The sequence below is a fragment of the uncultured Roseovarius sp. genome (assembly GCF_963972555.1).
Classification (GTDB): domain Bacteria; phylum Pseudomonadota; class Alphaproteobacteria; order Rhodobacterales; family Rhodobacteraceae; genus Roseovarius; species Roseovarius mucosus.
The window spans coordinates 1-25,846 of the sequence record NZ_CAXAUM010000002.1 but is presented as its reverse complement, the minus strand read 5'-3'; the positions used below and the strand labels follow the sequence as shown (position 1 = coordinate 25,846).

Annotated in this window: 22 protein-coding genes, 1 tRNA gene and 1 pseudogene; 11 read left to right on the top strand and 13 right to left on the bottom strand. The window is 58.6% G+C overall.

Features of this window, described 5'->3' with window-relative positions:
* Positions 1-36 precede the first annotated feature (36 nt).
* Together AACZ65_RS01870 and AACZ65_RS01865 are read left to right on the top strand one after the other, a co-directional pair.
* Entirely contained in the window at positions 37-468 is a 432-nt protein-coding gene (locus AACZ65_RS01870) for a DUF302 domain-containing protein (RefSeq protein WP_339667650.1), read from the top strand.
* A gap of 101 nt (positions 469-569) precedes the next feature.
* Complete coding sequence (locus AACZ65_RS01865; protein WP_339667649.1) at positions 570-1,634, top strand: YeeE/YedE family protein; 1,065 nt, start codon at positions 570-572, stop codon at positions 1,632-1,634.
* Positions 1,635-1,641: 7 nt separating this feature from the next.
* Here AACZ65_RS01865 and AACZ65_RS01860 read toward each other — a convergent pair whose 3' ends face one another.
* Complete coding sequence (locus tag AACZ65_RS01860) at positions 1,642-3,039, bottom strand: aspartate aminotransferase family protein (protein WP_339667648.1); 1,398 nt, start codon at positions 3,037-3,039, stop codon at positions 1,642-1,644.
* An 85-nt stretch (positions 3,040-3,124) separates the two neighbouring features.
* On the bottom strand, positions 3,125-3,820 hold the full coding sequence (locus AACZ65_RS01855) for a GntR family transcriptional regulator (protein ID WP_339668004.1): 696 nt from the start codon (positions 3,818-3,820) through the stop codon (positions 3,125-3,127).
* A gap of 144 nt (positions 3,821-3,964) precedes the next feature.
* Here AACZ65_RS01855 and AACZ65_RS01850 point away from each other — a divergent pair, with 144 nt between their 5' ends.
* The 5 genes from AACZ65_RS01850 to AACZ65_RS01830 all read left to right on the top strand — a co-directional run bounded on the left by AACZ65_RS01850 (position 3,965) and on the right by AACZ65_RS01830 (position 9,273).
* Positions 3,965-5,050, top strand: coding sequence for a polyamine ABC transporter substrate-binding protein (locus tag AACZ65_RS01850; protein WP_339667647.1), 1,086 nt, complete (start codon positions 3,965-3,967; stop codon positions 5,048-5,050).
* A gap of 69 nt (positions 5,051-5,119) precedes the next feature.
* Positions 5,120-6,244 carry an ABC transporter ATP-binding protein gene (locus tag AACZ65_RS01845; protein ID WP_339667646.1) on the top strand — a complete coding sequence of 375 codons (1,125 nt, stop codon included), beginning with the start codon at positions 5,120-5,122 and terminating at the stop codon, positions 6,242-6,244.
* A 4-nt stretch (positions 6,245-6,248) separates the two neighbouring features.
* Positions 6,249-7,139: an ABC transporter permease subunit gene (locus AACZ65_RS01840; RefSeq protein ID WP_037276278.1), complete on the top strand. Its 891-nt coding sequence runs from the start codon at positions 6,249-6,251 to the stop codon at positions 7,137-7,139.
* Positions 7,136-7,951: an ABC transporter permease gene (locus AACZ65_RS01835; protein ID WP_339667645.1), complete on the top strand. Its 816-nt coding sequence runs from the start codon at positions 7,136-7,138 to the stop codon at positions 7,949-7,951. Before AACZ65_RS01840 ends, AACZ65_RS01835 begins: the two co-directional genes overlap by 4 nt.
* Entirely contained in the window at positions 7,948-9,273 is a 1,326-nt protein-coding gene (locus tag AACZ65_RS01830; protein ID WP_339667644.1) for an FAD-dependent oxidoreductase, read from the top strand. The genes AACZ65_RS01835 and AACZ65_RS01830 overlap by 4 nt, the downstream gene beginning before the upstream one ends.
* Before the next feature lies 1 nt (position 9,274).
* Here the strand turns inward: AACZ65_RS01830 and AACZ65_RS01825 are convergent, their stop codons facing one another.
* The 3 genes from AACZ65_RS01825 to msrB are packed head-to-tail and all read right to left on the bottom strand — an operon-like array spanning position 9,275 to position 11,184.
* Complete coding sequence (locus tag AACZ65_RS01825) at positions 9,275-10,195, bottom strand: DMT family transporter (RefSeq protein WP_339667643.1); 921 nt, start codon at positions 10,193-10,195, stop codon at positions 9,275-9,277.
* Between the two features lie 30 nt (positions 10,196-10,225).
* The gene (gene msrA / locus AACZ65_RS01820) at positions 10,226-10,738 is read right to left on the bottom strand and encodes a peptide-methionine (S)-S-oxide reductase MsrA (protein ID WP_339667642.1); all 513 of its coding nucleotides are present in this window, start codon (positions 10,736-10,738) and stop codon (positions 10,226-10,228) included.
* Positions 10,735-11,184 carry a peptide-methionine (R)-S-oxide reductase MsrB gene (msrB, locus tag AACZ65_RS01815; RefSeq protein ID WP_339667641.1) on the bottom strand — a complete coding sequence of 150 codons (450 nt, stop codon included), beginning with the start codon at positions 11,182-11,184 and terminating at the stop codon, positions 10,735-10,737. Before msrB ends, msrA begins: the two co-directional genes overlap by 4 nt.
* A gap of 120 nt (positions 11,185-11,304) precedes the next feature.
* Between msrB and AACZ65_RS01810 the strand changes: the two genes are divergently transcribed.
* Positions 11,305-11,823 carry a glutathione peroxidase gene (locus AACZ65_RS01810; protein ID WP_339667640.1) on the top strand — a complete coding sequence of 173 codons (519 nt, stop codon included), beginning with the start codon at positions 11,305-11,307 and terminating at the stop codon, positions 11,821-11,823.
* A gap of 308 nt (positions 11,824-12,131) precedes the next feature.
* Here AACZ65_RS01810 and pnp read toward each other — a convergent pair whose 3' ends face one another.
* The 5 genes and pseudogenes from pnp to AACZ65_RS01785 all read right to left on the bottom strand — a co-directional run bounded on the left by pnp (position 12,132) and on the right by AACZ65_RS01785 (position 18,028).
* Positions 12,132-14,273 carry a polyribonucleotide nucleotidyltransferase gene (pnp, locus tag AACZ65_RS01805; protein WP_339667639.1) on the bottom strand — a complete coding sequence of 714 codons (2,142 nt, stop codon included), beginning with the start codon at positions 14,271-14,273 and terminating at the stop codon, positions 12,132-12,134.
* Positions 14,274-14,444: 171 nt separating this feature from the next.
* Complete coding sequence (gene rpsO / locus AACZ65_RS01800) at positions 14,445-14,714, bottom strand: 30S ribosomal protein S15 (protein ID WP_037276298.1); 270 nt, start codon at positions 14,712-14,714, stop codon at positions 14,445-14,447.
* A gap of 155 nt (positions 14,715-14,869) precedes the next feature.
* Positions 14,870-15,856, bottom strand: a complete 987-nt coding sequence (locus tag AACZ65_RS01795) for a calcium-binding protein (RefSeq protein ID WP_339667638.1) — start codon at positions 15,854-15,856, stop codon at positions 14,870-14,872.
* Between the two features lie 90 nt (positions 15,857-15,946).
* Positions 15,947-16,903, bottom strand: a pseudogene (locus AACZ65_RS01790) (NAD(P)-dependent oxidoreductase); the annotation flags it as partial.
* A 99-nt stretch (positions 16,904-17,002) separates the two neighbouring features.
* Positions 17,003-18,028 carry a LacI family DNA-binding transcriptional regulator gene (locus AACZ65_RS01785; protein ID WP_339667637.1) on the bottom strand — a complete coding sequence of 342 codons (1,026 nt, stop codon included), beginning with the start codon at positions 18,026-18,028 and terminating at the stop codon, positions 17,003-17,005.
* Between the two features lie 147 nt (positions 18,029-18,175).
* Here AACZ65_RS01785 and AACZ65_RS01780 point away from each other — a divergent pair.
* The 3 genes from AACZ65_RS01780 to AACZ65_RS01770 all read left to right on the top strand — a co-directional run bounded on the left by AACZ65_RS01780 (position 18,176) and on the right by AACZ65_RS01770 (position 20,470).
* Positions 18,176-18,252: transfer RNA gene (locus AACZ65_RS01780), tRNA-Arg, on the top strand.
* A gap of 97 nt (positions 18,253-18,349) precedes the next feature.
* The gene (locus AACZ65_RS01775) at positions 18,350-19,786 is read left to right on the top strand and encodes a tyrosine-type recombinase/integrase (protein WP_339667636.1); all 1,437 of its coding nucleotides are present in this window, start codon (positions 18,350-18,352) and stop codon (positions 19,784-19,786) included.
* Positions 19,787-20,104: 318 nt separating this feature from the next.
* Positions 20,105-20,470, top strand: coding sequence for a hypothetical protein (locus tag AACZ65_RS01770; RefSeq protein WP_339667635.1), 366 nt, complete (start codon positions 20,105-20,107; stop codon positions 20,468-20,470).
* A gap of 20 nt (positions 20,471-20,490) precedes the next feature.
* Here the strand turns inward: AACZ65_RS01770 and AACZ65_RS01765 are convergent, their stop codons facing one another.
* The 3 genes from AACZ65_RS01765 to AACZ65_RS01755 all read right to left on the bottom strand — a co-directional run bounded on the left by AACZ65_RS01765 (position 20,491) and on the right by AACZ65_RS01755 (position 25,604).
* Positions 20,491-23,142 (bottom strand): DEAD/DEAH box helicase family protein, encoded by a 2,652-nt coding sequence (locus AACZ65_RS01765; protein ID WP_339668002.1) that lies wholly within the window; start codon positions 23,140-23,142, stop codon positions 20,491-20,493.
* 1 nt (position 23,143) lies between these two features.
* Positions 23,144-24,766 (bottom strand): site-specific DNA-methyltransferase, encoded by a 1,623-nt coding sequence (locus AACZ65_RS01760; protein ID WP_339667634.1) that lies wholly within the window; start codon positions 24,764-24,766, stop codon positions 23,144-23,146.
* A 265-nt stretch (positions 24,767-25,031) separates the two neighbouring features.
* A complete protein-coding gene (locus AACZ65_RS01755; RefSeq protein ID WP_339667633.1) occupies positions 25,032-25,604 on the bottom strand; it encodes a hypothetical protein in 573 nt (190 codons plus the stop codon).
* Positions 25,605-25,846: the final 242 nt, after the last annotated feature.

The window sequence follows — 25,846 nt, the reverse complement described above, 5'->3', positions numbered from 1 at the left end:
GCGCGCGAACACCACTCTGAAAGAGGAGATATTTCCATGAAACGGTTACTTTGCGTCGCTGCCATCAGCGTGTTGGCGACACCCGTACTGGCGGGGGATCAGGCCACCACTTACCCCTATGACGGCAGCTTTGACGATGCCACCTTTGCCGTCGAAAGTGCGATTGTCGGGCGTGGGCTGGTGATTGACCTCCAAAGCCACGTCGGCGAAATGCTGAACCGCACTGGCGCGGACGTGGGCAGTGATGTGAGGATTTTCGACGCAGCGGATATTTTCCTGTTCTGTTCCGCCACCCTCTCGCGCGAAGTGATGGAGGCAGATCCGATGAACATCGCGCATTGCCCCTATGGCATCTTTGTCGCCGATCGGGGAGGCGAAGTGCTGATCGGCTATCGCAACTATCCCGAGGGCGAGATGCAGAAGGTGCAGGCAATGCTGGACGACATCGTTCAAGAGGCTTTGCAGTAAGCCATTTCAACCGGGCCGCTGCGACGGCCCGGTTGACGCATGTCAAGGCGCACAAACCCTTGTCTTGATATCTGATCGCATCATTTCTGGCGGGGCGGCGCATGCTTGAATCCTTGATAGACAGATTTGGCGACGGGGCGGTTTTGGCCATGGCGGGCGCGCTTGTCGGTGTGCTTTTCGGGGCTGCTGCCCAACATTCCCGGTTTTGCCTCCGTGCCGCCGCGGTCGAGGTGGCCGAGCGCGGTTTCGGACCGCGCCTCTCGATCTGGCTCATTGCCTTTTCAGCGGGGGTCGCATCTGTTCAGGGCGCGATTGCCCTAGGCCTGCTCGATGTGTCCGAAGCCCGACCCTTGGCCGCAACCGGCAGCATTTCGGGGGCCATTATCGGCGGGTTGATGTTTGGCGTGGGCATGATCCTTGCGCGCGGTTGTGCCAGTCGCTTGCTCGTGCTCGCGGCCACCGGCAATCTGCGCGCCATCGTGACGGGGCTTGTTCTGACCCTCGTGGCGCAATCGGCTTTGCGTGGGGTGCTTGCCCCTGCGCGCGAGGGATTGGCAAGCCTCTGGCTCGTGCCGGGGGGCGACACGCGCAATATACTGACACTTATTGGAATGGTGCCGGGCATGGCAATGCTGATTGCGGCATTGGTTTTGGTGGGCGGCTTTCTCCTCGCCTATCGGCGCGATGTGCGTCCCAGCCACGCCATTGCAGCCGCTTTGGTGGGCTTTGCGGTGGGTCTTGGCTGGTTGCTGACCTATGTCATTGCCCAAACGTCCTTTGAAGTGGTCGAAATCTCTTCCGTCACCTTTACGGGTCCGTCCACCGACACGCTGATGGGACTTGTCAACAGCACCACCCTGCCGCTTGGGTTTGGTGTGGGCCTTGTGCCCGGGGTCTTTACAGGGGCCGCCGCCATGGCCATCCTGACCCGTGAATGGAAGATCGAGCGCTTTGGCCCCGATACACCGATGGAGCGCTACCTGATTGGTGCGGCACTGATGGGCTTTGGCAGCATGCTTGCCGGGGGCTGTGCTGTTGGTGCCGGTATGTCGGGTGGGGCGATATTCGCCTTGACCGCCTGGGTGGCCGTGACCTGCATGTGGATCGGGGCGATGGCCACGCATCTTGTGTTGGCCGGACGCCCGCTGCGCCCGGCCACAACCTAAGTCCTTTTCAGGCCGCAGCCTTCATCAGGCCTTCGTCGCGGATTTGCTTTTCCGCCTGATCGAGCGACATCCAAGCGCGCTCGATCACAGTGTCGATTTCGGATTTCGAGATGACTAGGGGCGGCGAGATGATCATCCGGTCGCCGACGTGACGCATTACGAGATTGTTGGCAAAACAACGCTCGCGACAGATATAGCCCGCCGTGCCTGGTTCGGATGCAAACTTGGCCCGGCTGGCCTTGTGCGGGGTCAGCGCCAGTGATCCCATCATCCCGATAATCCGCGTCTCGCCCACCATCGGATGATCGGCCAGCGTGTTCCACTTCTCCTGCAGATAGGGCCCGGTATCCTGCGCCACACGCTCGATGATCTTTTCCTCTTCGAGAATGCGCAGGTTTTCCAGCGCTACAGCACAAGAGACGGGATGCCCGGAATAGGTATAGCCGTGGTTGAACTCGCAGGCGTTGATCACCTTGGCCACCCGGTCCGACACCAGAGAGCCGCCAATAGGGGCATAACCGGAACTCAACCCCTTGGCGATCGTCATAATATCGGGGCGGATGTTGTAGGTCTGACTACCGAACCAGTTACCTGTGCGACCGAAACCGCAGATCACCTCATCGGCAATCAGCAGGATACCGTATTTGTCGCAAATCCGCTGAATCTCGGGCCAATAGCTGTCGGGGGGGATGATTACGCCACCCGCGCCCTGCACCGGCTCGGCGATGAAGGCCGCGACGCGGTGTGCGCCCAATTCCTCGATCTTGGCCTCAAGCTGCCGTGCACGCTCCAAGCCGAATGTCTCGGGATCGGTCTCGCCACCCTCGGCATACCAATGTGGTTGGTCAATGTGACAGATGTTGGGGATGGGCAAGCCGCCCTGCGCGTGCATACCCGACATTCCACCAAGACTGCCGCTGCCCACGCTAGAGCCGTGATAGGCATTCTTGCGGCTGATGATAATATTGCGCTCTGGCTCGCCCAATTGCGCCCAATAGGTGCGGACCATGCGAATATTCGTGTCATTCGCCTCTGATCCGGATCCGGCGTAGAACACGTGGTTGAACCCCTCTGGCGCCAATTCCGCCAGCTTGGCCGAGAGCGCGATAGCGGGCACGTGGCTCGTTTGGAAAAACGTGTTATAGAACGGCAGCTCCATCATCTGACGCGCCGCGACATCAGCCAATTCCTTGCGCCCATAGCCGATGTTGACGCACCATAGCCCGCCCATACCGTCGAGAATCTCATGCCCTTCGCTATCGGTCAGGGTCACGCCCTTGGCGCGGGTGATGATCCGCGCGCCCTTGGCACCCAGTTGATCGCCATGGGTAAAGGGGTGCATGTGATGCGCGGCATCCAGCGCCTGCAATTCAGCGGTCGGCATATGGTTTGTGATCATCGTCATGGCAGTCCCTTTCCCGAATCGGTTCAGCCACGCATGCGCGGCCCTCACCACAAAAATATGATCAAATTATCCAGTGTCAATCGAATCAGTAGAGCGCGCCGGATCTCTCCAGTGAATGGCGCACTTGCTCCATTCCTTGGATCACGTCTTCGCGAATGGCGCGTGCGGCAGCCTCGGCATCGCGGGCATGCATCGCGGCCAGCATGTCCTTGTGTTTGTCCGGCAGGTTCTGGGTGCCCATGCGCCCACAGACCACGCGCAATGACGGCCCGAACCGGAGCCAGAGACCATCCGCGACATCAGCCAGGATCGGCGCCTGTGCTATTTCATAGAGCCGCTTGTGAAAGCGGTAGTTCAATTCGAGATAGACCCGCAGATCGCCGCGCAGGATCGCACGATCCAACTCGTCATCCAAATCCGCCAGCCAATCCAGATCCTCAAGGCTGGCGCGCTCTGTCGCACGCAACGTCAGGTAAGGGTCAAGCCATTGCCGTGCATAGATCAATTCGCTGATGTTATCCGCCGTCAACAGTGGCACTGACACTCGGCGATTTCCTTGAAATTCCAGGGCCCCCTCTGCAATCAGGCGACGGATTGCCTCGCGGACGGGTGTCATGCCCGCGACCAAGCGCTCCGAGAGGCCTTGGATGGTTACGGCCTGTCCGGGAGCCAGATCACCAAACAGCACCAAATCGCGCAGTTGCCGATAGATTACCTCGTGCGCAGGCAGGCGCGACAAATCCCCGTCGATCGTGCTGAATTTCTGTGCGGCGCTGGTCATCGGCAAGGCAATCCAATCAGGCATCTCAATGTCTGGTCTTGCGAGTTTAGCCTGTGCATGAAAACATTACCATATTGCCATAAGCGGAAAATTTTGATCAAATCCGCAACAAGGCAGACACATGCCGACCAACGGGAGAACATGATGCGAAATCTGATACTGACAACGACCGCGACTATCGCGCTTGGGGCGTTCGCCGCTCAGGCCCAAGAAGTGCGGGTTTACAACTGGTCCGACTACATCGACGAAGAGTTGCTGACCAAATTTGAGGCGGATACCGGGATCAAGCTGATCTATGACGTCTTCGACAGCAACGAGGTTCTGGAAACCAAGATGCTTGCAGGAGGATCGGGCTATGACGTTGTTGTGCCGACGGGCACCTTCCTTCAGCGCCAGATTCAGGCCGGTGCCTTCCAGAAACTGGACCTCTCCAAACTGCCCAATCACCAAAACATGTGGGACGTGGTCAGCAGCCGCACAGAACAGTACGATCCCGAAAACGCCTATTCGATCAACTATATGTGGGGCACCACCGGTATTGGTGCGAACGTCGGAAAGGTCAAGGAACTGCTGGGCGAAGACGCGCCGCTCGATAGCCTCGAACTGGTTCTGAATCCCGACAATATGGCCAAACTGAGCGACTGCGGCGTGCACTTCCTTGACGCTCCCACAGAGATGATCCCGATGGCATTGAAATACATCGGCGAAGACCCCAACAGTCATGACCCCGACGTGATCGCCAAGGTTGAGCCCGTGCTGATGGCAATCCGTCCCTATATCCAGAAATTCCATAGTTCCGAGTATATCAACGCACTGGCAAATGGTGACATCTGCGTGGCTGTCGGTTGGTCTGGCGACATTCTACAGGCGCGCGATCGTGCTGCCGAGGCCGACAATGGTGTCGAAATCGTCTACAACGCCCCCAAGGAAGGCGCGCAAATGTGGTTCGACCAGATGGCGATTCCGGTAGATGCCCCCAACCCGGACGCCGCGCATGTGTTCCTGAACTTCATCATGGACGCACAAAACATGGCGGCCGCGTCGAACTATGTCTATTACGCCAATGGTAACAAGGCGAGCCAAGAGTTCCTCATTGAGGACGTGATTGGAGATCCGGCGATCTACCCGTCGGAAGAGGCGCTGAACAACCTCTTCACCACCACACCTTATGACGCCAAGGTTCAGCGCGTCGTGACACGTCTCTGGACCAAGATCAAATCCGGCACCTGACCTGAACAGGCACATCGCTCGCGCATGGCCAGGCCCTGCGCGGGCACTCTCAAACAGTCGGGGGCAGGTATGGCACAAGTCGTTTTCGAGCCTTGGAATGATCCCAAGGCAAAGCCACTTATCCAATTCAAGGGCGTAACCAAGCGGTTTGGTGAATTTACCGCGATCGACAATCAGACATTCGACATCTATGAGCGCGAGTTCTTTGCGCTTCTTGGCCCATCGGGGTGTGGCAAGACCACGATGATGCGGATGCTGGCGGGGTTCGAGAAACCGACTGAAGGTCAAATACTTCTGGCGGGTCAAGACTTGGCACCCATCCCCCCCAACAAGCGCTCTGTGAACATGATGTTCCAGTCCTACGCGCTGTTTCCGCATTTGTCGGTCTGGGAAAACATTGCCTTCGGGCTCAAGCGCGATGGCAAACCCAAAGACGAGATTGCCGCGCGCGTTGAGGAAATGCTCAAGCTCACGCGGCTGCAACAATTCGCCAAGCGCAAGCCGCATCAGATCTCTGGTGGTCAGCGACAGCGTGTGGCCCTTGCCCGCAGCCTTGCCAAGGCACCCAAGTTGCTCTTGCTTGATGAGCCGCTCGGCGCACTCGATGCCAAGCTGCGTCAGGCGACCCAGTTCGAGCTGATGGACATTCAGGAAAAGACCGGCACCACATTCGTGATCGTGACCCATGATCAGGAAGAGGCCATGACCGTGGCCAGCCGGGTGGCAGTGATGGACAATGGCCGCATCATTCAGGCGGACACGCCCGCCCGCATCTACGAGATGCCGAATTCCGTCTATGTGGCCGATTTCATCGGCGAGGTCACGATCATCCCCGGCACCGCGCGCAAATCCGGTGAGGGATATGAAATCAGCTATGCCGAGGGCATGGCGCCGCTCTACGCCGAAACAGAGACTGCCTTTGCCAGTGGCGAGACCTGTCATATCGCGCTGCGCCCTGAAAAGGTGGCGATCAGCGCCGACAAACCGGAAGACCGCCGCAATGCCGTGCAGGGCAAGATCATCGACATTGCCTATCTCGGCAATCTTTCGACCTATCACGTCGCCCTGCCTAATGGCCAGATGATCAAGGCACAGACCGCGAATACACGCCGCCTGTCCCGGCGCGGCTTTACCTGGGAAGACACCGTCTGGCTGTCGTGGACCGACACAGCCGCCGTGCTCTTGAAAGGGTAGGGGGATGCGCCGTTTTGCCCTGATATTCCTGCCCTACATCTGGCTGCTGGCGCTCTTTCTGGTGCCCTTTCTGATCGTGATCAAGATCAGCCTGAGCGATATTGCCACCGCTATTCCGCCCTACACACCTACCCTGGATTTCTCTCAAGGGTGGCAGGGCATCAAGGCGTTTTTCAGTGCGCTGGATTTCGAGAACTTCACCTTTCTGACCACTGATGATCTCTATTGGAAATCCTATATCTCCTCGCTCCAGATCGCGTTTTTTGCCACGCTTCTGACCCTCTTGGTGGGCTATCCCATTGCCTATGGCATGGCCAATGCGCCGGATCACTGGCGCCCAACCTTGATGATGCTGGTGATTCTGCCGTTCTGGACCAGCTTTCTCATCCGCGTCTATTCGTGGATGGGCATCCTCTCGACCGAGGGTTATCTCAATCAGGTGCTTTTGAAACTCGGTGTGATTTCCGAGCCCTTGATCATTCTCAACACGCCAACGGCGGTCTATATCGGCATCGTCTACACTTATCTGCCGTTCATGATCCTGCCGATCTATTCCGCGCTTGAGCGGATGGATGGGTCTTTGTTGGAAGCGGCCGAAGATCTGGGCTGTTCGCGCCTTACGGCTTTCTGGTTGATCACTGTGCCCCTGTCGAAAACCGGCATCATCGCTGGCTGTTTTCTGGTGTTCATCCCGGTCATCGGCGAGTTTGTCATTCCCTCGCTTCTGGGCGGCTCGCAGACCCTGATGATCGGCAAGGTGTTGTGGGAAGAGTTCTTCAACAACCGTGATTGGCCGGTGGCCAGTGCGGTGGCGGTCGTGCTGCTGCTGATCCTGATCATTCCCATCGTGCTCTTTCAGCGCAACGAACAAAAGCAGCGGGAGGCCGAAGAATGAGACGGCTCACATGGTTCAATGCCACCTCGCTAACGCTTGGGTTTGCGTTCCTCTACCTGCCGATGATCATCCTGATCACCTATAGCTTCAACGAGTCCAAGCTGGTGACGGTCTGGGCCGGGTTCTCGACCAAATGGTATGGCGAATTGTTCAACAACCAGTCGTTCCTTGATGCTGCGTGGGTGACGGTCAAGGTGGCGGTTGCCTCTTCGACCATTGCCACGATCCTGGGCACCATGGCGGCGCTGGTGCTGGTGCGCGCCGGGCGATTCTATGGTCGGACGCTGTTTTCCGGCATGATCTATGCGCCCCTGGTGATGCCAGAGGTCATCACGGGCCTGTCTCTCTTGCTGCTGTTCATCGGGATCGGGCTGGATCGCGGGATTTTCACCATCATTCTCGCGCATACCACCTTTTCGATGTGTTTCGTCTCGGTCGTTGTCTCTTCGCGCCTTGTGACCTTTGATCGTTCGCTGGAAGAGGCGGCGCTTGATCTGGGGTGCTCGCCTTTCGATGCCTTTCGGCTTGTCACCCTGCCGATCATCGCGCCTGCGGTTATATCGGGCTGGCTCTTGGCCTTTACCCTATCGCTCGATGACCTCGTGATCGCCAGCTTTACCGCCGGTCCCTCAGCCACCACGCTTCCGATCAAGATCTGGTCGGCGGTCCGCCTTGGGGTGTCGCCCGAGATCAACGCGCTCTCAACGATCATGATCGGGATCGTCGCGGTCGGGGTCATCTCTGCCTCGCTGATCACGAAACGGGCGTCCCTGCGCCAGCAAGCCGACGAACGCGCTGCCGTGCGCGCATGACCCGCGTTTTTCCGGCCCATACCTATGGCGAGGGGCCAAGGGCGCGCGGCTATTGGCAAACTACGGCGGAGATGCCCGATTTCCCTCGCGCAGAGGGGGATATCAATTGTGATGTCGCGGTGATTGGTGCGGGGTTCACCGGCCTTTCAGCTGCACTGCATCTGGCCGAAGCGGGGCAGGATGTGCGTGTGTTCGAGGCCAAAACACCCGCTTGGGGCGCTTCGGGGCGCAATGGCGGGTTTTGCTGTCTGGGCGGATCGGCGGCGTCGGATGCCATGCTGCGCAAGATGCATGGCGAGGCTGCCCGCCGCGAATACCGGCAGAGCGAGGCTGAGGCGGTGCGCTTTACCCGCGCCCTGATCGACGCCAATGGGATCGTGTCTGATATCCATTCCGATGGCGAGACCGTGCTGGCGCATACGCCCAAGGCCGCCGCAGGCTTTGCCGAGCGTGCCGCGCGGATCAAGGCCGATTACGGGGTTACGCCCACGCTCATCCCCGGCTCTGAACTAACCCAGATGGGGATGAAGGGGCCGTTTTACGCGGCGCTCACCACGCCCCTCGGGGTGGCGCTCAATCCGTTCAAATACACGCTCGGTCTGGCACAGGCCGCAAGCCAGGCAGGCGCGCGCATTTACGCCCACTCGCCCGTCGAAGGGATAAGCCAGACCAGCGGCTTTACCCTAACCACGCCGCACGCGCGCTTCACCGCCCGCCGCCTGATCGTGGCCACCAATGGCTATTCCTCGGATGACCTGCCCGAGTGGATGCGCGCGCGCTATATCCCGACGCAATCAAACGTCATCGTCACCCGCCCCCTGACCGAGGATGAGCTGGCCGCCCAAGGCTGGACCACGCGGCAGATGTGTTATGATGATCGCTTTTTCCTGCATTATTTTCGCCTGATGACCGACAATCGTATGCTCTTTGGCATGCGCGGGGGGCTTTTTAGCTCTCCGGGGTTCGATGCCCGCATGCACCGCACCATACGGCGGCATTTCGAGGCGATGTTTCCCGCGTGGGCGCATGTCGAAACGCCGCATAGCTGGAATGGCCTCTTGTCCCTCGCGCCTGATCTGACGCCCTATGCCGGGCCGATCCCCGATATGCCGGGGGCCTTTACCGGCCTGTCCTATCACGGCAATGGCGTGGCGATGGCGAGCTATGCCGGGGGGATCCTTGCCGATCTGGCGATGGATCGTGCCCCGCGCACCCTCTACCCCGAGATCATGCGCAAGCCGCCGCGCAAATGGCCGCTGGGACGGTTCCGGCGTGCGATGCTCTGGCCGCCCTATGCCCTGGCCACACTGACCGGCGGATGAGTCATTCGGGCGTGCGGGCCGAGCGCGCCTTGTTCCGCCTTATGCCCAGTTGCCGTTCGCGCAAGATGATGAGAATTCCCGCCAGGATGACCAGAGATGCGCCCGTCAGCATGGCGCGCGTCGGCACCTCGTCAAAGATGAAATAGCCGATGCCAAGCGCAAAGAGGATCGAGGCATAATCGAACGGGGCCACCACGCTGGCATCGGCAAAGCGGTAGGAGGAGGTCAGAAAAATCTGTCCAAGCCCGCCCAAAAGCCCCGCCATGACAAGCAGGCCGAATTCGGACCCCGAAGGTATGACCCAGCCGAACGGGATCGTCAGGAGGGACAGAAGCGTCGAGGTGATCGAGAAGTAGAACACGATTGCGCTGGTTTCCTCGGTTTGGACCAGCTTGCGCACGTAAATTTGTGCAAGTGCTGCGCAGATCGCCCCCGTGAGTGCCAGCATCGCGCCAACCGCCTGCATGGTTTCCATTGTTGGCCCGCTGAGGGCCGTCAGGCGGGGGGCCAGAACGATGAGCACCCCACCAAGCCCGAGCGCCACCGCGCCGATGCGCACAACGCCGACCTGCTCGTTGAGAAACATCGCGGCAAAGATCACCACCAGGAGCGGCGCGGCATAGCCAAGCGCCGTCACCTCGGGCAGGGGCAGTAAGCCGAGCGCGGCAAAGCCCAGACCCATCGCCGCGGTGCCGACGAACCCACGCCAGAAATGATTGAGCGGCGAGGTGGCCTTGAGCCCGGTGCGCAAATCGCCGCGCAGGGCCAGCCACAAGAGGATCACGGGAATGGCAAAGAACGAGCGGAAGAACACCGCCTCGCCCGGCGGCACATGCGCCGCCGTGGCCTTGATCAGCGATGACATGGTGATGAAGAGCATCACCGAAATGAGCTTGAGCGATATTCCCGTCAGAGGGCGCATGGTCTTGGCTCCTACGCCCTCTGTTCGATGTCAGACGTCGGTTTCTGCGGCCTTGCGCGGCAGCACCCAATCGGCGCGCGGAAAGTGGCAGGTATAGCCCTGCGGGAACCGCTTGAGATAATCCTGATGCTCAGGCTCTGCTTCCCAGAAATCCCCGACCGGCTCGACCTCGGTCACGACCTTGCCGGGCCACAGACCGCTGGCCTCGACATCGGCAATGGTGCGCAGCGCTTCGGTTTTTTGCGCGTCGTCGCAATAATAGATCGCCGAGCGATAGCTGAGACCGATGTCATTGCCCTGCCGGTTCACCGTGGTCGGATCATGGATCTGGAAAAAGAACTCGAGGAGCCGCCGATAGCTGATGCGTGCTGGATCAAAAAAGATCTCGATCCCCTCGGCATGGGTCCCATGATTGCGATAGGTCGCATTCGCCACATCGCCGCCGGTATACCCCACGCGGGTCGAGATCACGCCCGGCAGCTTGCGGATCAGATCCTGCATGCCCCAGAAACATCCCCCCGCCAGAACGGCGCGTTCGCTCATGTCACATCCTCCACCTGATCGAGATACGCTGCGTATCCCTCTGCTTCCATGTCGTCGCGATGAATGAATCGCAGGCTTGCCGAGTTGATGCAATAGCGCAGGCCGCCCCGATCACGCGGTCCGTCCGGAAAGACATGTCCCAGATGGCTGTCACCATGGGCGCTGCGCACTTCGGTCCGGATCATGCCAAGGGTAAAATCGTGCAACTCCTTCACATGCGCGGGTTCGAGCGGCTTGGTGAAACTGGGCCAGCCGCAGCCGGATTCGTATTTGTCCGAACTTGCAAAGAGCGGCTCGCCGCTGACGATATCCACGTAAATCCCCGGTTCCTTGTTGTGCAGGTATTTGCCGGTGCCGGGATGCTCTGTGCCGTTTCTTTGTGTTATCCGGAATTCCTCGGGGCTGAGAGCCGCGATTTTTTCCGGCGTCTTGTGATATTGGGTCACGTCTGCGCCTCCTGTGATGGTCCCATGCTATCAGATGGATCGGCGGTGGAAAAATCAAATAGGGGGCGCGGTGATCCGTTGATCACAAGATCGCGTATTCCACAAAAACAGGAGGATACCATGCGGTTCATCGCTATCTTGTTTGCGAGCCTCTTCGCGGTACCGGCCTTGGCGCTCGATCTTGATACGCCTTTCGGCAATATCGACGGGGGCGAAATCCGGCTATCGGATTGGACGGGCCAGCCCATGCTCGTGGTCAATACCGCCTCGCGCTGTGGCTTTACCCCGCAATATGACGGGCTTCAGGCGCTCTATGATAAATATCGCGACAGGGGTCTCGTGGTGCTCGCCGTGCCCTCGGATGATTTCCGTCAGGAACTTTCGAGCGAGGCCGAGGTCAAGGAATTCTGCGAGGTCAACTTTGGTCTCGATATTCCGATGACCACGATTACATCGGTGCGCGGCGATGCGGTGCATCCGTTTTACGCGTCTGTGCTGGCCGAGACCGGATTTGCGCCAACGTGGAACTTCAACAAGGTTCTGATCACACCAGATGGTCGGGTTGCGGGCACTTGGGGGTCTACCACCCGACCGAATGCGGGCCAGATCACCAAGAAAATCGAGGCGATGCTCAAGTAATCGCGTCTTGGTTCGCAAGGCTGAGTTATATGGTCCGGAAATGCAAAACCCCGGTGTTTCCACCGGGGCGAGCATTGGCGTGCATGTACGTGAGTGATGGCCCAGCCAATTACCAAGAAACAGAGTCTGGAGAACAAGTATACCTATCCACACGGATATATTTCGCAGAAGCACCGGCGTCTTTCACGGGGAATAACCGCGGAGCGCGAACCGTAAGGGAAACCTTACCTCTGCGCGCCATCTAGTCCGCAGTCATGAAAAAAGCCCCGGCGTTTCCGCCGGGGCCTCTTTTCTCCTCTAAAGAAGCCTTATTCGGCTTCTTTGTCGCCCTTCTCTGGCGCGATCTCTTCGCCGGTTACCTGATCGACGACCTTCATCGACAGGCGCACCTTGCCGCGATCGTCAAAGCCCAAGAGCTTGACCTTGACGTCCTGACCTTCCTTGAGCACATCGCTCGGGTGGTTCAGGCGGCGGTTCTCGATCTGGCTGACATGCACGAGACCGTCGCGCTTGCCAAAGAAATTGACGAAAGCACCGAAATCCACGAGCTTGACGACCTTGCCGTCATAGATCTTGCCTTCTTCCGGCTCTGCCACGATCGACCAGATCATGTCATAGGCCTTTTTGATCGACTCACCGTTCGGAGAGGCGATCTTGATGATGCCCTCGTCGTTGATGTCGACCTTGGCCCCGGACACTTCGACGATCTCGCGGATCACCTTGCCGCCCGACCCGATGACTTCGCGGATCTTGTCGGTGGGAATCTGCATGGTCTCGATGCGCGGTGCGTGAATGCTGAACTCTGCCGCACCCGACAGCGCCTTGTTCATCTCACCAAGGATGTGCAGACGACCGGCCTTGGCCTGTTCCAGCGCCTTTTTCATGATCTCGGGCGTGATGCCCGCAACCTTGATGTCCATCTGGAGCGAGGTGATGCCCTCGGCGGTGCCAGCCACCTTGAAATCCATGTCGCCCAGGTGATCTTCATCGCCCAGAATATCCGACAGGATCGCAAAAGAGCCGTCTTCTTCGAGCACGAGGCCCATGGCCACACCCGCGACTGAGGTCTTGAGCGGCACACCCGCATCCATCATCGACAGCGACCCGCCACAGACCGACGCCATGGACGATGACCCGTTCGATTCGGTGATCTCGGACACCAGACGAACCGTGTAGGGGAAATCGGTCGCGGGCGGCAGAACCGCCTGAAGCGCGCGCCAAGCAAGTTTGCCATGGCCGATTTCACGGCGCCCCGGAGCGCCAACGCGTCCGGCTTCGCCCACCGAATAGGGAGGAAAGTTGTAGTGTAGCAGGAAGTTCGATTTGAAATTCCCGTGCAGCGCGTCGATGAACTGTTCGTCATCGCCGGTGCCAAGCGTGGTTACGACCAGTGCCTGCGTTTCGCCGCGTGTGAACAGCGACGACCCATGGGTGCGCGGCAGAAGGCCGGTTTCGCAGACGATGGGGCGAATCTCGTCCAGACGACGCCCGTCGATCCGGTTGCCATTCTTGACCACATCGCCCCGCAGAACCGCCGATTCCAGCTTCTTGAACGCGGAACCGAGGTTTTCGTCGGCCAGTTGCTCTTCGCTCAGCTTGGCCTTGATGGCCTCGCGGGCGGCGGAAATCGCATGGGTGCGTTCCTGCTTGTCGCGAATGGCAAAAGCGGCACGCATCTGCTCTTCACCGGCCGCTTTCACGGCTGCATAGAGATCAGAGTAATCCGGCGGGGTGAAATTGAACGGCTCTTTGGCACATTCTTCAGCCAGCGAAATGATCAGATCACAGACCGGCTTGATCTGCTCATGCGCAAAGGTGACAGCGCCCAGCATTTCCTCTTCGGTCAGCTCGTAAGCTTCGGATTCGACCATCATCACGGCGTCTTTGGTGCCGGCCACAACCAGATCAAGACGCTGCTCGGGGTTGTTGCGCAGATCGTGCATGTCGTCGATCTCGGGGTTGAGGATGTATTCCCCATCCACAAAACCCACGCGGCACCCTGCGATTGGACCCATGAACGGCGCGCCCGAAATTGTCAGGGCTGCAGAGGTTGCGATCAGCGCTACGATATCAGGGTCATTCACCAGATCGTGACTGAGCACAGTGCACATCACCAGCGTTTCATGTTTGAAGCCCGGCACGAACAGTGGGCGGATCGGGCGGTCGATCAGGCGCGCGGTCAGTGTCTCTTTCTCAGAGGGCCGTGCCTCACGCTTGAAGAAGCCGCCAGGCACCTTGCCTGCGGCATAGTATTTCTCTTGATAATGCACGGTCAGCGGAAAGAAATCCTGACCGGGTTTTGCCTCTTTGGCAAAGGTTACGTTGGCCATGACCGAGGTCTCGCCAAGCGTGGCAATAACCGTCCCGTCCGCCTGACGGGCGATTTTGCCAGTTTCCAGAGTGAGGGTTTCCTCCCCCCACTGCATCGATTTTTTCGTCTCTTTGAACATCACGTTTCCTAAGTTGGCCGGTCCGGGCGTATCCCGTCGGGCCCATTTGCATCCGGGGCCGCATTGCCCCGCGGCTTTTGGTTCTTCATCCTACATTCCCGGCAAAGCCGGACCGGGACCGCAATCGGATCATACGAAAACCGCGCCCTTTTGGAGGCGCGGTATTTTGTCTTAGCGGCGGATGCCGAGGCGCTTGATGAGGTCCTGATAGCGGGCCTCATTCTTGCCCTTGAGGTAGTCCAACAGTTTGCGGCGCTGTGCGACCATCATCAAGAGACCACGACGACCGTGGTTGTCTTTCTTGTGGGTCTTGAAATGCTCGGTTAGCGTGGTGATCCGCGAGGTCAGGATCGCAATCTGCACTTCGGGCGAACCGGTGTCGCCTTCTTTGGTTGCGAATTCCTTGATAACGCGTTCTTTTTCTGCAGCAGTAATCGACATCGGGGTCTCCTTGCATAAAAGTGTCGGGCACAAGCCGGGATGTCGTCCAGCAAGGTCCATGGAATACCCTTGGGACCATGCCCAAAGGATACGCGCGTATAGGGGAAAAACCCTGAAATGGAAAGCGTGAATCGCGACGCCCCGCGCGTCTGCGGCTAGAGACCGCGGATCACCGGCAGAGCCTCGCGTGGAAAGAGCGCGATATGGTCCAGCGTGAGGCCTGTGGCATTGCCAATCGTGGCAATCTGCACCCCGTTCAGTAGCAGCGCTTGCGCGGTTTCACCCTCAGGTCCGCGTTCAAGCGTCAGGTTCGGCTCAACCCCCGCCTGAGCCTCATAAAACACAAACAGTCGATCCTCTTCGGGGTGGAAATCGAGAATTTCTGCCGCCTGACCGTCTGTGATCCAATCCCCTATCATCACAGTGTCGCTGCCCGATCCGGAATCGACCAGATCACCTTGGCCTGCAAGGATCACATCATCCCCTCCGCCGCCATTAAGGAAATCCCCGCCATCCGTATCGTCGAGCGTGCTTGTTGCCGGATCATCGCGCAGGCCCACGATCATGTCCTCGCCCCAACCGCCCCAGAGGGTATCGCGCCCCATGCCCCCATGCAGCGTGTCATCGCCGATATCGCCATGCAAGGCATCGTCGCCCGCATCCCCGCGCAAAAGATCGTTGCCGGCGCTGCCGACAACGCTGTCATTGCCTTCGCCGCCAGATAGATCATCATGGCCATTGTGGCCAAAGAGGGTATCTGCGCCCGCGCCGCCGAAAAGGGAATCCGCCCCATTTCCGCCGTGCAGCACATCATCGCCGATATCGCCGGATACGAGGTCATCGTCCTCGCCGCCAAGCAAAATGTCATCCCCGGCGCCGCCGGAAATAGTGTCCTGCGCACCCGAGCCGTTGATCTGATCGTCTAGGGCGGTTCCGGTCAGGATCTCTGACCAGGGTGTCCCAGTTACGATTTCCCCTTCGCCCGCGGGGGCATTGGGCCCAAACACGGTTTCCAGCATATCGGGCGCTTCGTCAGTCTCTTGTGCCTCTGCGCCATGATCCTCGGTTTCCTCGGACACAGGCTGTAAACCCACAAATGCCGCCGCGCCAACAGCAACCATCCCCAGAAGACCCGCAAACATCAACATCGCACGCCACTCACATTGACCCGCGATGATTAGACGCCCGGCGCACCGAACTGGCAAATGCTTATGGATTCCGTGGTTAACGCCTCAGCGGCCCGGCGGGACCACCTCATAACCCTGTTCCTCGGGCTCATCATCCACCATTTCGGCCGGAAATCCCGGCGCGCGAATATCGAGGCCGGTCGCCTCTTCCAGCCGCCGGATGATGTCATCGGACTGCGCGCGCTCGCCATAGCGCCGGATACCGTCGTCGAAGATCGAGATCATCAGCGGCGAAATTTCCAGCGGCACGCCTGCGTCGTCGGCGATCTTCTGGAAGAGGCCGATATCCTTTTTCACCAGATCCATCGTAAAACTGATGTCGCGGCTTCCGTTCAGAATGACTTGGCTTTCGGTCTCATGCACAAAGGAATTGCCGGAACTGATCTTGATCGCCTCGTAGGTTGTTGCGAGGTCAAGCCCCGCCCCCTTCATCGTCACCATAGCCTCGCAGAGCGTCAGCAGATTGGCGGTCGCCAGATAGTTCGTCATCACCTTGAGCAAGGAGGCGCTGCCGATCTCACCCGTATGCAAGAGCCGCCGACCCAAGGTCTTGAGCAGCGGCAGAATCCGCTCGAACGTGGCGCGGTCGCAGCCCGCGAAGATCGAGATATTGCCGGTATCGGCCCGGTGGCAGCCGCCCGACACGGGACAATCCACAGCAGCGCCACCCGCCGCGATCACGAGCCCGCCCAGACGGCGGATTTCATCGGCGTCGGTGGTGGACATTTCCATCCAGATCTTGCCGGGTCCGACCTCGGGCAGCATCTGTTGCATGACGGCAGCGGAGGCCGCGGGCGAGGGCAGGCAGGTGATCACCACGTCGCAATCGCGCATCATCTGCGCCGGGCTTGTAGCCGCTTTGGCCCCCCGCGCGACAAAGTCGGCGACCAAGTCGCCGTTCAGGTCATGCACCGTCAGATCATGGCCATTGCGCAGCAGACTGCCCGAAAGTTTGCCGCCCACATTGCCTAGCCCGATGAAACCAATTTTCATGTCTTTTAATTCCTCTCCCTGCGCCTCTCACTGGGCGACTCCGCGCAGACTTTTGCGATTCTGTTCCGAATTGCAAAGCCATTTGCGACAGCATTGGGGAAAAGATGGTCAGCGTCGCCGCAATGTGTCGCCAAGGCTGAGAGTTGGCTCCAGCGTGATGCGCACGGGTGCGCTGTCCTCGGGATTGGCGGCGCGGGCGGCGATGATCTCGGCGGCGCGCCGTCCGATTTCCAGACGGCAGGCGTCCATCGTTGCCAGGGCCCGCGGCAAACCTTCCAGAAGCTCGACGCCGTTGAAACCCGCAAGCCCCATGTCGTTGGGAATGTCGATGCCCTGCTCGAGAAGGTAGAGAAGCCCGCCCGCCCCGATCATGTCGTTGGAGTAGTAGAGGAAATCGAGATCCGGCGTGCGCCGCAGCATCTCGGCGGTCATTTCGCGCCCCTTGAGAAGAGCCGAACCGCCTGAATAGAATTCGTGATCCGCCATCTCGATCCCGGCCTTGGCCAGCGCCTCGGTAAACCCCTCGAACCGTTTGCGTGCCCGGTGATCCAGCGGCATCTTGGTGCCCATGAACCCGATCCGCCGATAGCCGGCCTTGATGATCGCCTGCGCCATTTGCTGTCCGGCGCGCCGGTGCGAAATCCCTACGACCGAGTCGATGGGCGTGCCGTCCACATCCATGATCTCGACAACGGGAATCCCACTTGCGCGCAGCATGGCGCGGCTGGCATCGGAATGTTCCAGCCCCGCGATTATCACGCCAGAGGGTCGCCATGAGAGCATCTCGTAGAGGACCTTTTCCTCTTTCTCAGGCCGATATCCCGTAAGCCCCACCACGGGCTGCAACTCGGTTTCCTCGAGCACCCGGCTGATGCCGGTCATCACCTCGGGAAACACCATGTTCGACATCGAGGGGATGATCACGGCCACCAGATTGACCCGCTGACTGGCAAGGGCACCCGCGATCTTGTTGGGCACATAGCCGAGCCGCTTGGCCGCCTCGAGCACCCGCTGGCGTGTGCCATCCGATACATCGCCCTTGTTGCGCAGAACCCGGCTGACCGTCATCTCGGACACGCCTGCGGCCTCGGACACGTCGCGCAGGGTCAGGGGGTGTCTGTCATGCTGGGTCACGGGGGGTTGTCCACAAGGTCCTGCGCCTTTGTTACCGCGAAGACCGTCACAGGATCAAGCTGCCTGCGCGATTCGAGTTCAAAACGTCGCGGCGCGGAAATCGGACGATGACAAACGCCCCTGCCCGCGCTAATCAGGTGCCCGCGTGGCCCCGTGGCTCAACAGGATAGAGCAGCCCCCTCCTAAGGGGCAGGTTGCAGGTTCGAATCCTGCCGGGGTCACCATTTAAAAAAAGTGTTGCAATTCAAGTGTGTTGGAAGCTAATGGAACCAACTTGGTGGTGTGAGGGACACTACTGAGGGACACCACCGGAGTTCCACAATGCAATACATCGAACAACCGAAGCGACCGGGAACTGCCTACCGCTTCAGGATGAAAACCCCAAAAAGCCTTCGCGGAACCCCGAATCCTTGGTCGGATGGGAAACCCTTCGGCACTTGGATTATCAGACCGATGAACGGGGAAAGGCACCTGCCAAGCGCTAAAATTCTGCGGGATATTTATCTTGCAGAGGTCCGTAAGCTGGAAATCGAGTATCGTGCACGGCAGAGGTTCAGCATCGAGAAAGCCGAAAAATGGTCTGAGGCTATTAAGAGTGCTCCACCTGTAGTGACCCCCGACAGGCACGAAACGGGCTTCCCACAAAGCGAAGATGACTACCTCGAAAGCTTTGAGGTCGATAGCGTATTCATCCGAGACCTGATCTACGAAGAAAGCGAGAGGGCACCAATTGAAGCACGTAAGGCTTTCTTGAAGGTAGCCACGGCGACGACCCTGCCTTTGTCAAAGGCGCTGGAGCAATACATCGAAGCACGGGCACCCGATAACCCCTACGGGAACAAGCCGCTTGGCAAGACGTCGGCGAACGAGGTGGTCACGGCGGTCAACTACCTCTGCGCCTTCATGGACAGGACACCCGATGCCCTGTTCCTCGATGAAATCAACCCCGAATTGGTGTCGAACTTCCAGCACGAGTTTCTCCCCGCGCAGATTTCCAAGAAGACGGGCAGGCCGCTCACACCCGCGACCACTGAGAAGCTTATCACCATGCTTCGAGGCCTCTGGCGCTGGGCGCTGGCCAGACGGAAGGTGAAGCTGGACTCCAACCCTTTCAACCGTCCCGATGACGACGTGCCGAGAGTGAAGAAGCAGGCCGAGCCCAAGCGCGACCAGTTCAAGCCCGAGGAGACCCGAAAGGTGCTCGCGGCGGCCCCTCAAGGTGACCGGTTGGGTGACCTTTTCCGGTTGGGGCTAGTAACCGGAGCGCGGGTTACAGAGATCGCAAAGGTGACCGTAGCGGAAACGAAGGAAGACGGGTCGGTCTTCCTCATCGCGGGCGGTAAGTCGGAGAACGCCAAACGCGTGGTCCCTGTGCCGACAGTCGCCCAGTCCATCATCAAGCGCCTTCGTTCAACTGCGATGGCGGGAGGACATGACCGGCTGTTCCACGCATTCCCCATTAATGCTGCGACGGGGACCGCCAAGTCAGCCTCCAAGGCATTCACCGGGTTACGGCGGAAGGTGCTGGGCAAAGAGACCGATGAGCGTCTCGCGTTCCACTCCCTCCGCCATACGTGGAAGACAATCTCACGCAGGGCCGGACTATCTATCGACGATGCCCACGATCTTGGCGGATGGGCCGGGGTCAAGAGAACGTCGAACCCATACGATCATGGGTTGAATGACAACGAACTTGCTGAGGCTCAGGAGAAGGTCGCAGCGCTCCTAGGTCGCGAGGGACATCTGGAGGGCTTCTGATCTTGACTCCGGCAGTAGGCAAGTGGGGGGCAAATTGAACTTAGCTCTCTTCCTTAAAACGGCTTAATATCAATGCCTTGTGCGATATTTTCTTCAACCCGTCTGCCTCGCATGTGCGCCAGGCAAGGTGGAATTGTTTGCTGAAGGTACCCCCCGGGTGGATTTAGCCGAGCAACGCAGCCCGTACTTGGTCACGTCTTTGCTGGTTGGAGGTAAGGGCTTTTATGTTGCCCATGAAGAGTTTAACGCCTTAAGGGGCACGCTTGCCTGCCAGTTGGCAAAGCATCAATTGATTTCGCCGGAAGGAAGCCCACGAACATGAACACGGTACTCGGCGTTGTAATCTGGTTCGTCCAACTGATTTATCTGATCTTGTTGGCAGTGGGTAAGACGATCATGCAGCTATTCACAAATGTGACTGGCGCTACGCAAACACACCTTAACCACAATGCAGAACGTGGAAAGATCTTCGTAAAAGCATATTACTTCCTCGAAGTCTTAGAAGACGAGGGGGAAACCCCAGAAAGAGCGAACCGAATAGCTTCAACCCTATTCGATGCATGGTCTGACCCCGAAATAGATAACCGAATTATCCGGCGAGCCACAACCTACGCCAAAGAAAATCACGGTGGAAATCAGCTTCCGATTATTCAGCAAGCTCGTGCAAAGGGCTTCGCAGGATAAGCGGCCCCCAAACCTACCGTCTAGGCTGTCAGGCTTGCGTTCACTGAGGAAAAGTCGCCTGCCGTGGGCATTTCGAAGATACAGTGTCCATCACTTGCGTCGGCCCAAAGGTTGCCGATCATGAGTTTCTCTTTTGCATCTTCAGCCAAATGCCGCCCTTTGTATTCCACCACGGCAATTCGTCCGTCGGTCAGTAGGGCGACGAAGTCGGGATAAAAGCGCGCGCTGGAAAGCTGAAGCCAGAATGCGTTTGGCTTGCGGTCCACATTGCGCACCCAGAAGGCTACCTTCGGGTGTTCATCAAGGAACACTGCGCAGCGGAATTCTTCACCATCTGGTTTCAGGTCGCCGATGATCGGGAAATAGTGCTTGTTGAATTTCCGCGCCCCACGATAGGGCTGGTTGTAGGCATAGCTTTGCTCGTCAAACACGATGGCAAGATCAGAACTGGTCTCGAAATTCTCTGCGTCGGAGGCAAAAAGGGCCTTGAAATTGTCCTTCTCGCGGCCCTCACGCAGGGTCTTGATCTCCTCAGACAACTCACGGCGCAGTTCATACTTGTACCGGGCGAGCTGGTCGAGCGTATAACCTTTGGCCTTCACAGTGCTTTCAAGTGCCCGCTGAATAAACACTCTCGCGGCAGGCTTGGTGACATCCGGGTGGGGAATACCTCGATCTATCCAGTTGACCAGACGGGGCAGCCTCCACGCTGGTTCCTGGATCGCCATGGCCAGTTGGTCATGCAGGTGCCCCACGAATTTCACCTTCATCTGGCCCTTATCGCTGACGTCGATTTCGCCTGCTTTGGTATCTTCATGAATTGTGAAACGACCCACGAAACCCGAAACATCACACTCCGCAAGGTTCCACGGTAGATCAAGGAAATGGTCAGGGCTGAAAAGCTCCAGCTCGCCTTGGCGACGGATGCCAAGGCGGGGCACAATGAAGGGCGGCTTCTCGCCTTTGGGCATTTCGCTTGCCTGAATTCTGTTCGACCGGATAAACAGCCTCTCAATCACCTTTTCTGCACCCGGCACCTTGGCAAATGCCAGATGCATGAGGTTTCGGTCATCGCGCGACAGTGCGCGGGTCACGGCAATTTCGCGGGTTCCCGCGTCAAATGAGATGCGCAACTTGAGAGACGGAGGCAGTTTCTCGATTGCCGCCGTCACGTCCTCTTCGGTCACGCCGGGGGCATCGGGCAGGGCATCTGAGCGGTGCACATAATCGGCGCGCTCTTCGTCAAAATCCAGTCCCTGATGGGCCTTCACAAGTTCTGCCGCCTCTAGCCGGTCGAAACCTGCGCCCTCTACCAGACCATCCTTGAGCATAATCGCGGTCTCGCCAAAGTCACGCGAGGTGACAAAAGCATAGGCCCTGTTAAGCACGTCGCGGGTCTTTCGGCGGGCCTTGGGCATGCGCAACACCCGGCCAAGAATTTGTTCAACCGCCACTTTGGAATTCAACTCGGCCACCGAACACAGAACATAGGCAAAGGGGCAGTCCCAGCCTTCGCGCAGTTTCTGCACGGTCACAACGTAACGCACTGGGCAAGTAGGGTCCGCAATATCGTCGATCTTGTCCAACTCGGCAAAACCAGTGGCGTGAAGCGCAATCTGCTCGCGAGGAATGCGTTTATCACCGGTCAGGAATTGCGCTACCTTCTCGGGCGTCAGCCGGTCCGGGTCGGTCTTCGACTTCGATTGCGCCTGAAATAAGACAATGGGGCGAATATACTCACCCGTGTCGGCCTGTTCAGCTCCGGCTGCATCCTCCAGCGCTGCTTGGCAATCCAGCGCTTGCCCCACCACTTTGCGCCAGTCGGTATCGGTCTGCAGGCGGATGGGCAGTTTGATCATCTCCTCGGCCTTCAGCTCCGCCGCCGAAACGTGGAAGAGGACGTTGGATGCCGGGTTCTCTCCTGTCCGGTCAGGTTCTGTCCGGGGCGTGGCCGTCAGTTCCATGATCATCGACGGGTCAAACCGGCGTAGGGTCTCAAAGGACAGTGCCGTGCGCGCGTTGTGGGCCTCGTCAACAATGACCACAGGCCGATGCAGGCGCAGCAAGTTGGCCAGCGAGGCGACAGGGCGGTCAGACCCCTCAACCTTCTCAAGGGCCTCCAGTTGCACCGCCGTCAGACCACTGAAATGGTCCATGAGCGCGCCCGCATCGGCATAGACCTTGCGGCCCGCCGTGTCATCCACTCGGAATGCCTGCAGGGTGCCCACGATGATGCACGCTCCGCCCGTGGCATCTGGACGGGACAAGGACAGCGCCTCGGCCACCGACATGACCGATACGTTGCGCCCGAAATCCTTGGCCAGTGCTGCGCGGTAAGGGTGATCTAGATTGCGCAGGGCATCTAGGGTCTGGTCCAGAATGGCCGTCGAGGGCACCAGCCAGAGCACCATCGGATTATCTGCCTGCAAGTATTCCTGCGCGGCCACGCCCACGGCATGCGCCGCCACGATGGTCTTACCGCCCCCGGTGGGAATGCGGATGCAGACATAGGGCGTGTCTGGGTCTACGAAGGGCGCAGGAGCATAGGGCGTGCTGGTGGCGTCGTAGAACGCCGTCTTGGCCCCCATGAGTGCAACCTTACGCAGATAGGCGCGAAGACTGCGCAGGGCTTCCCGCTGATAGCTGCGCAGCTCGAAATTCACTGCAGTCATGTCAAACACCCTCGACCTGATAGGGAATCTGCTTGAACACAGCGCTAGCGACCTTGAGGCGGTCAGCCGACACGGTGCAGCCCTCGGCATAAATGACGCGCACACCGTCAAAGCCCTCGGGCGGGGCAGGCAGGCGGTCAAGCCGGTCTGGCGTCAGCACGTTGCCCGCCGCCTCGCGTGGGGTCTGAGGGCTGGACTCATCGAAGAGCAGATAAACGGCACGCCCCTGATGCACCCCCAGGAATTCTGACTGCGCCCGCTGCGGTATAGGCACACCCGTTTCCGAAAAGAAGATATGCGCAGCAAGGTCGGAGAAGGTCACCTCGGCTGCGATGTCGCCGAATTCGTCGAAGAGTGGAGCGCCAAGGCGGCAGAAACGGAAGCCCCCTCCAAGGCCCTCAACAGGCTTCTCCGGGTCGCCGCCTTTGTCGTAGCCACTTATCACGCGGCGCAGACGCTCCGCAGTAACACCGCTGGCAATCTCCGGCTCAATCTCTATCAAAATGAAACGCCGGTCCCCACCGTGCATTTTGTTCCGCGCAAGCACAGCATGACCAGTAGTTCCCGAGCCTGCGAATGAATCGAGAACAAGGTCTCCTGGGTTAGTGGCGATTTGTATAGCTCTGTCGATAAGCCTTGTAGGTTTGGGCGTAATGAACACCTCGCGCTCTACTGAACCGAGCGCGTCTCGAAGTTCTCTTTTCGAATTTCGCGTACTACCAACATCCTTCCAAGGCCAGAGGGTCTGTGGGACGACACCGTCTCTCACTTCAGCCAGAAAGCGCTTTACAGTTGGCTCTGTGTCTCCATCCCCCCACCAAATCCGATTATCTGCGTCCAATTCTTGAAATTTTTCCCAACTTACACCCCAATAGCGTCCTTGGGGCGGACCGGTGATAGTTCTGCCCGAGGGCAACCGAATTGGGTAATCGCCTTTGCTGTAATAGTTGCGTGCGTCAAGATCACTACCAATCCAAGGTCCTCTAGGGTCATCGTCTTGGTTTGTATATCTCGCATTCATGGCCTCTGTTCGCGGTATAAGATTAGGCGACCATTTTGAGATATCCTTACCGTACACGACCAAGTACTCATGATCTTCGCTGAAGTACTTCGCTGAATTTTTGGGGCTATCAGCTTTGTGCCAAACCACAGAGGTTAGAAAGTTCTTGCGGCCAAAGATTTCGTCACAAACCTTTCTTAGGTGATCAACTTCGTTGTCGTCAATTGAGATGAAAATAACCCCATCTTCTTGAAGAAACTCTTTCAACAAGCGCAGACGCGGATACATCATGCACAGCCATTTGTCGTGGCGTGATAGGTCTTCAGCCTCCTTGCCCACCACTTGCCCCAGCCAGCGGCGAATTTCCGGTGAGTTGACGTTGTCGTTATAAACCCAGCCCTCGTTTCCGGTGTTGTATGGCGGGTCGATGTAGATGCATTTCACCTTGCCTGCGTAATAGGGCAGCAGCGCGCGCAACGCCTCCAGATTGTCGCCCTGCACCAGAAGATTGCCCGCCTCGGGGTCACCCGTAGATAATTCGCCATCACAGTGGACCAGCCGATAGGGAACCTCTCTGTGGTGATTGACCACCGCCTGCTTGCCAATCCAATCCAGCGTCGGCATGCCCCATGTCCCCCTGCGTTTGTTCTTTGCCCCTTTGTGGCCGAAAGCCCCCCGCCATTCAATCGCTTAGGTTGGTGCCCGGTGCCCATTAAGGGGACCAATTCATTTCACCGCAAAAATTCGTCAGGCAGAGATTGAGATGGCGGCTGGGGTGTTCCCCCCGGTGGGGGCATCGTCGCAGAACTGCCTGAATCACAAAGTGTCTCACGCTCAGCCTACGATGACGCAAGCACGAGACGGGCGGCAGCGAGCGCAGGAGGCGTTTTTATCGACTGGTCTTTGGGCATGGCTGCTCTTGGGCCTCTACCTCCAGACCCAGCGCGCGCTTCACAAAGGGCGTCTGCCTGCCATCGTCGTGATCTTGGGCGTAGTCGTCAAAATCAGGAATTGCGTCTGACAGCATGTTTGATAACTCATCCAAGACGCTGTTAAGCACTGCGGCACGGCGATGGGCATTCCGCCAGCTTGTAAAGTATTCGACGCGACCCTCCACGCCCCAACTGAACATGAAAAACCAAGCGCTGGTTGCGGCGGAGTAAAGTGCGAGCACTTCTGGTGTGTACTCCAAAATGAGGTCCGGCACGCCTAGGCCCGCCAAAAACCCTGCAACGCCTGACGAGTCGAAAAGCCAAAGCAGCGCGAGCAGTACGATTATGCCGGTGAACAATCCAAACAAGACCGCGCCCCACCGATGCCAGATGGTTCCAAATAGGGATTCACGGACATTTGGGTGCGGTTCCATCTGGTCCTGAATGCTCTCCGCCAAGCGTGCTGCTTCTCTGCAGGCCTTCTCAATCTGCAAACGTTCTGTTTCGGTTAGCTCAATTGTAGGGGTCACAAAGTCCTCCTTGCGGCTGGTGAATGTTTCATTTCAGTTATGGGCACGGTCGCTCACACGGCCACCACGTAGAAACTGCAGAGCTTTGCGGTTCAACCCCCGGCTCGCCTTTCTCTCCGCCCATCCGCCGTTCTTAGGAGCTGTTCACAGGGTATACCTCAAAGCACAGTCTAGGAATGCGCCTTAGCAGGCTGCTGAAAAAGTCGGCCCTCGACGCGGTTATGAGAACATGATTCACTTCC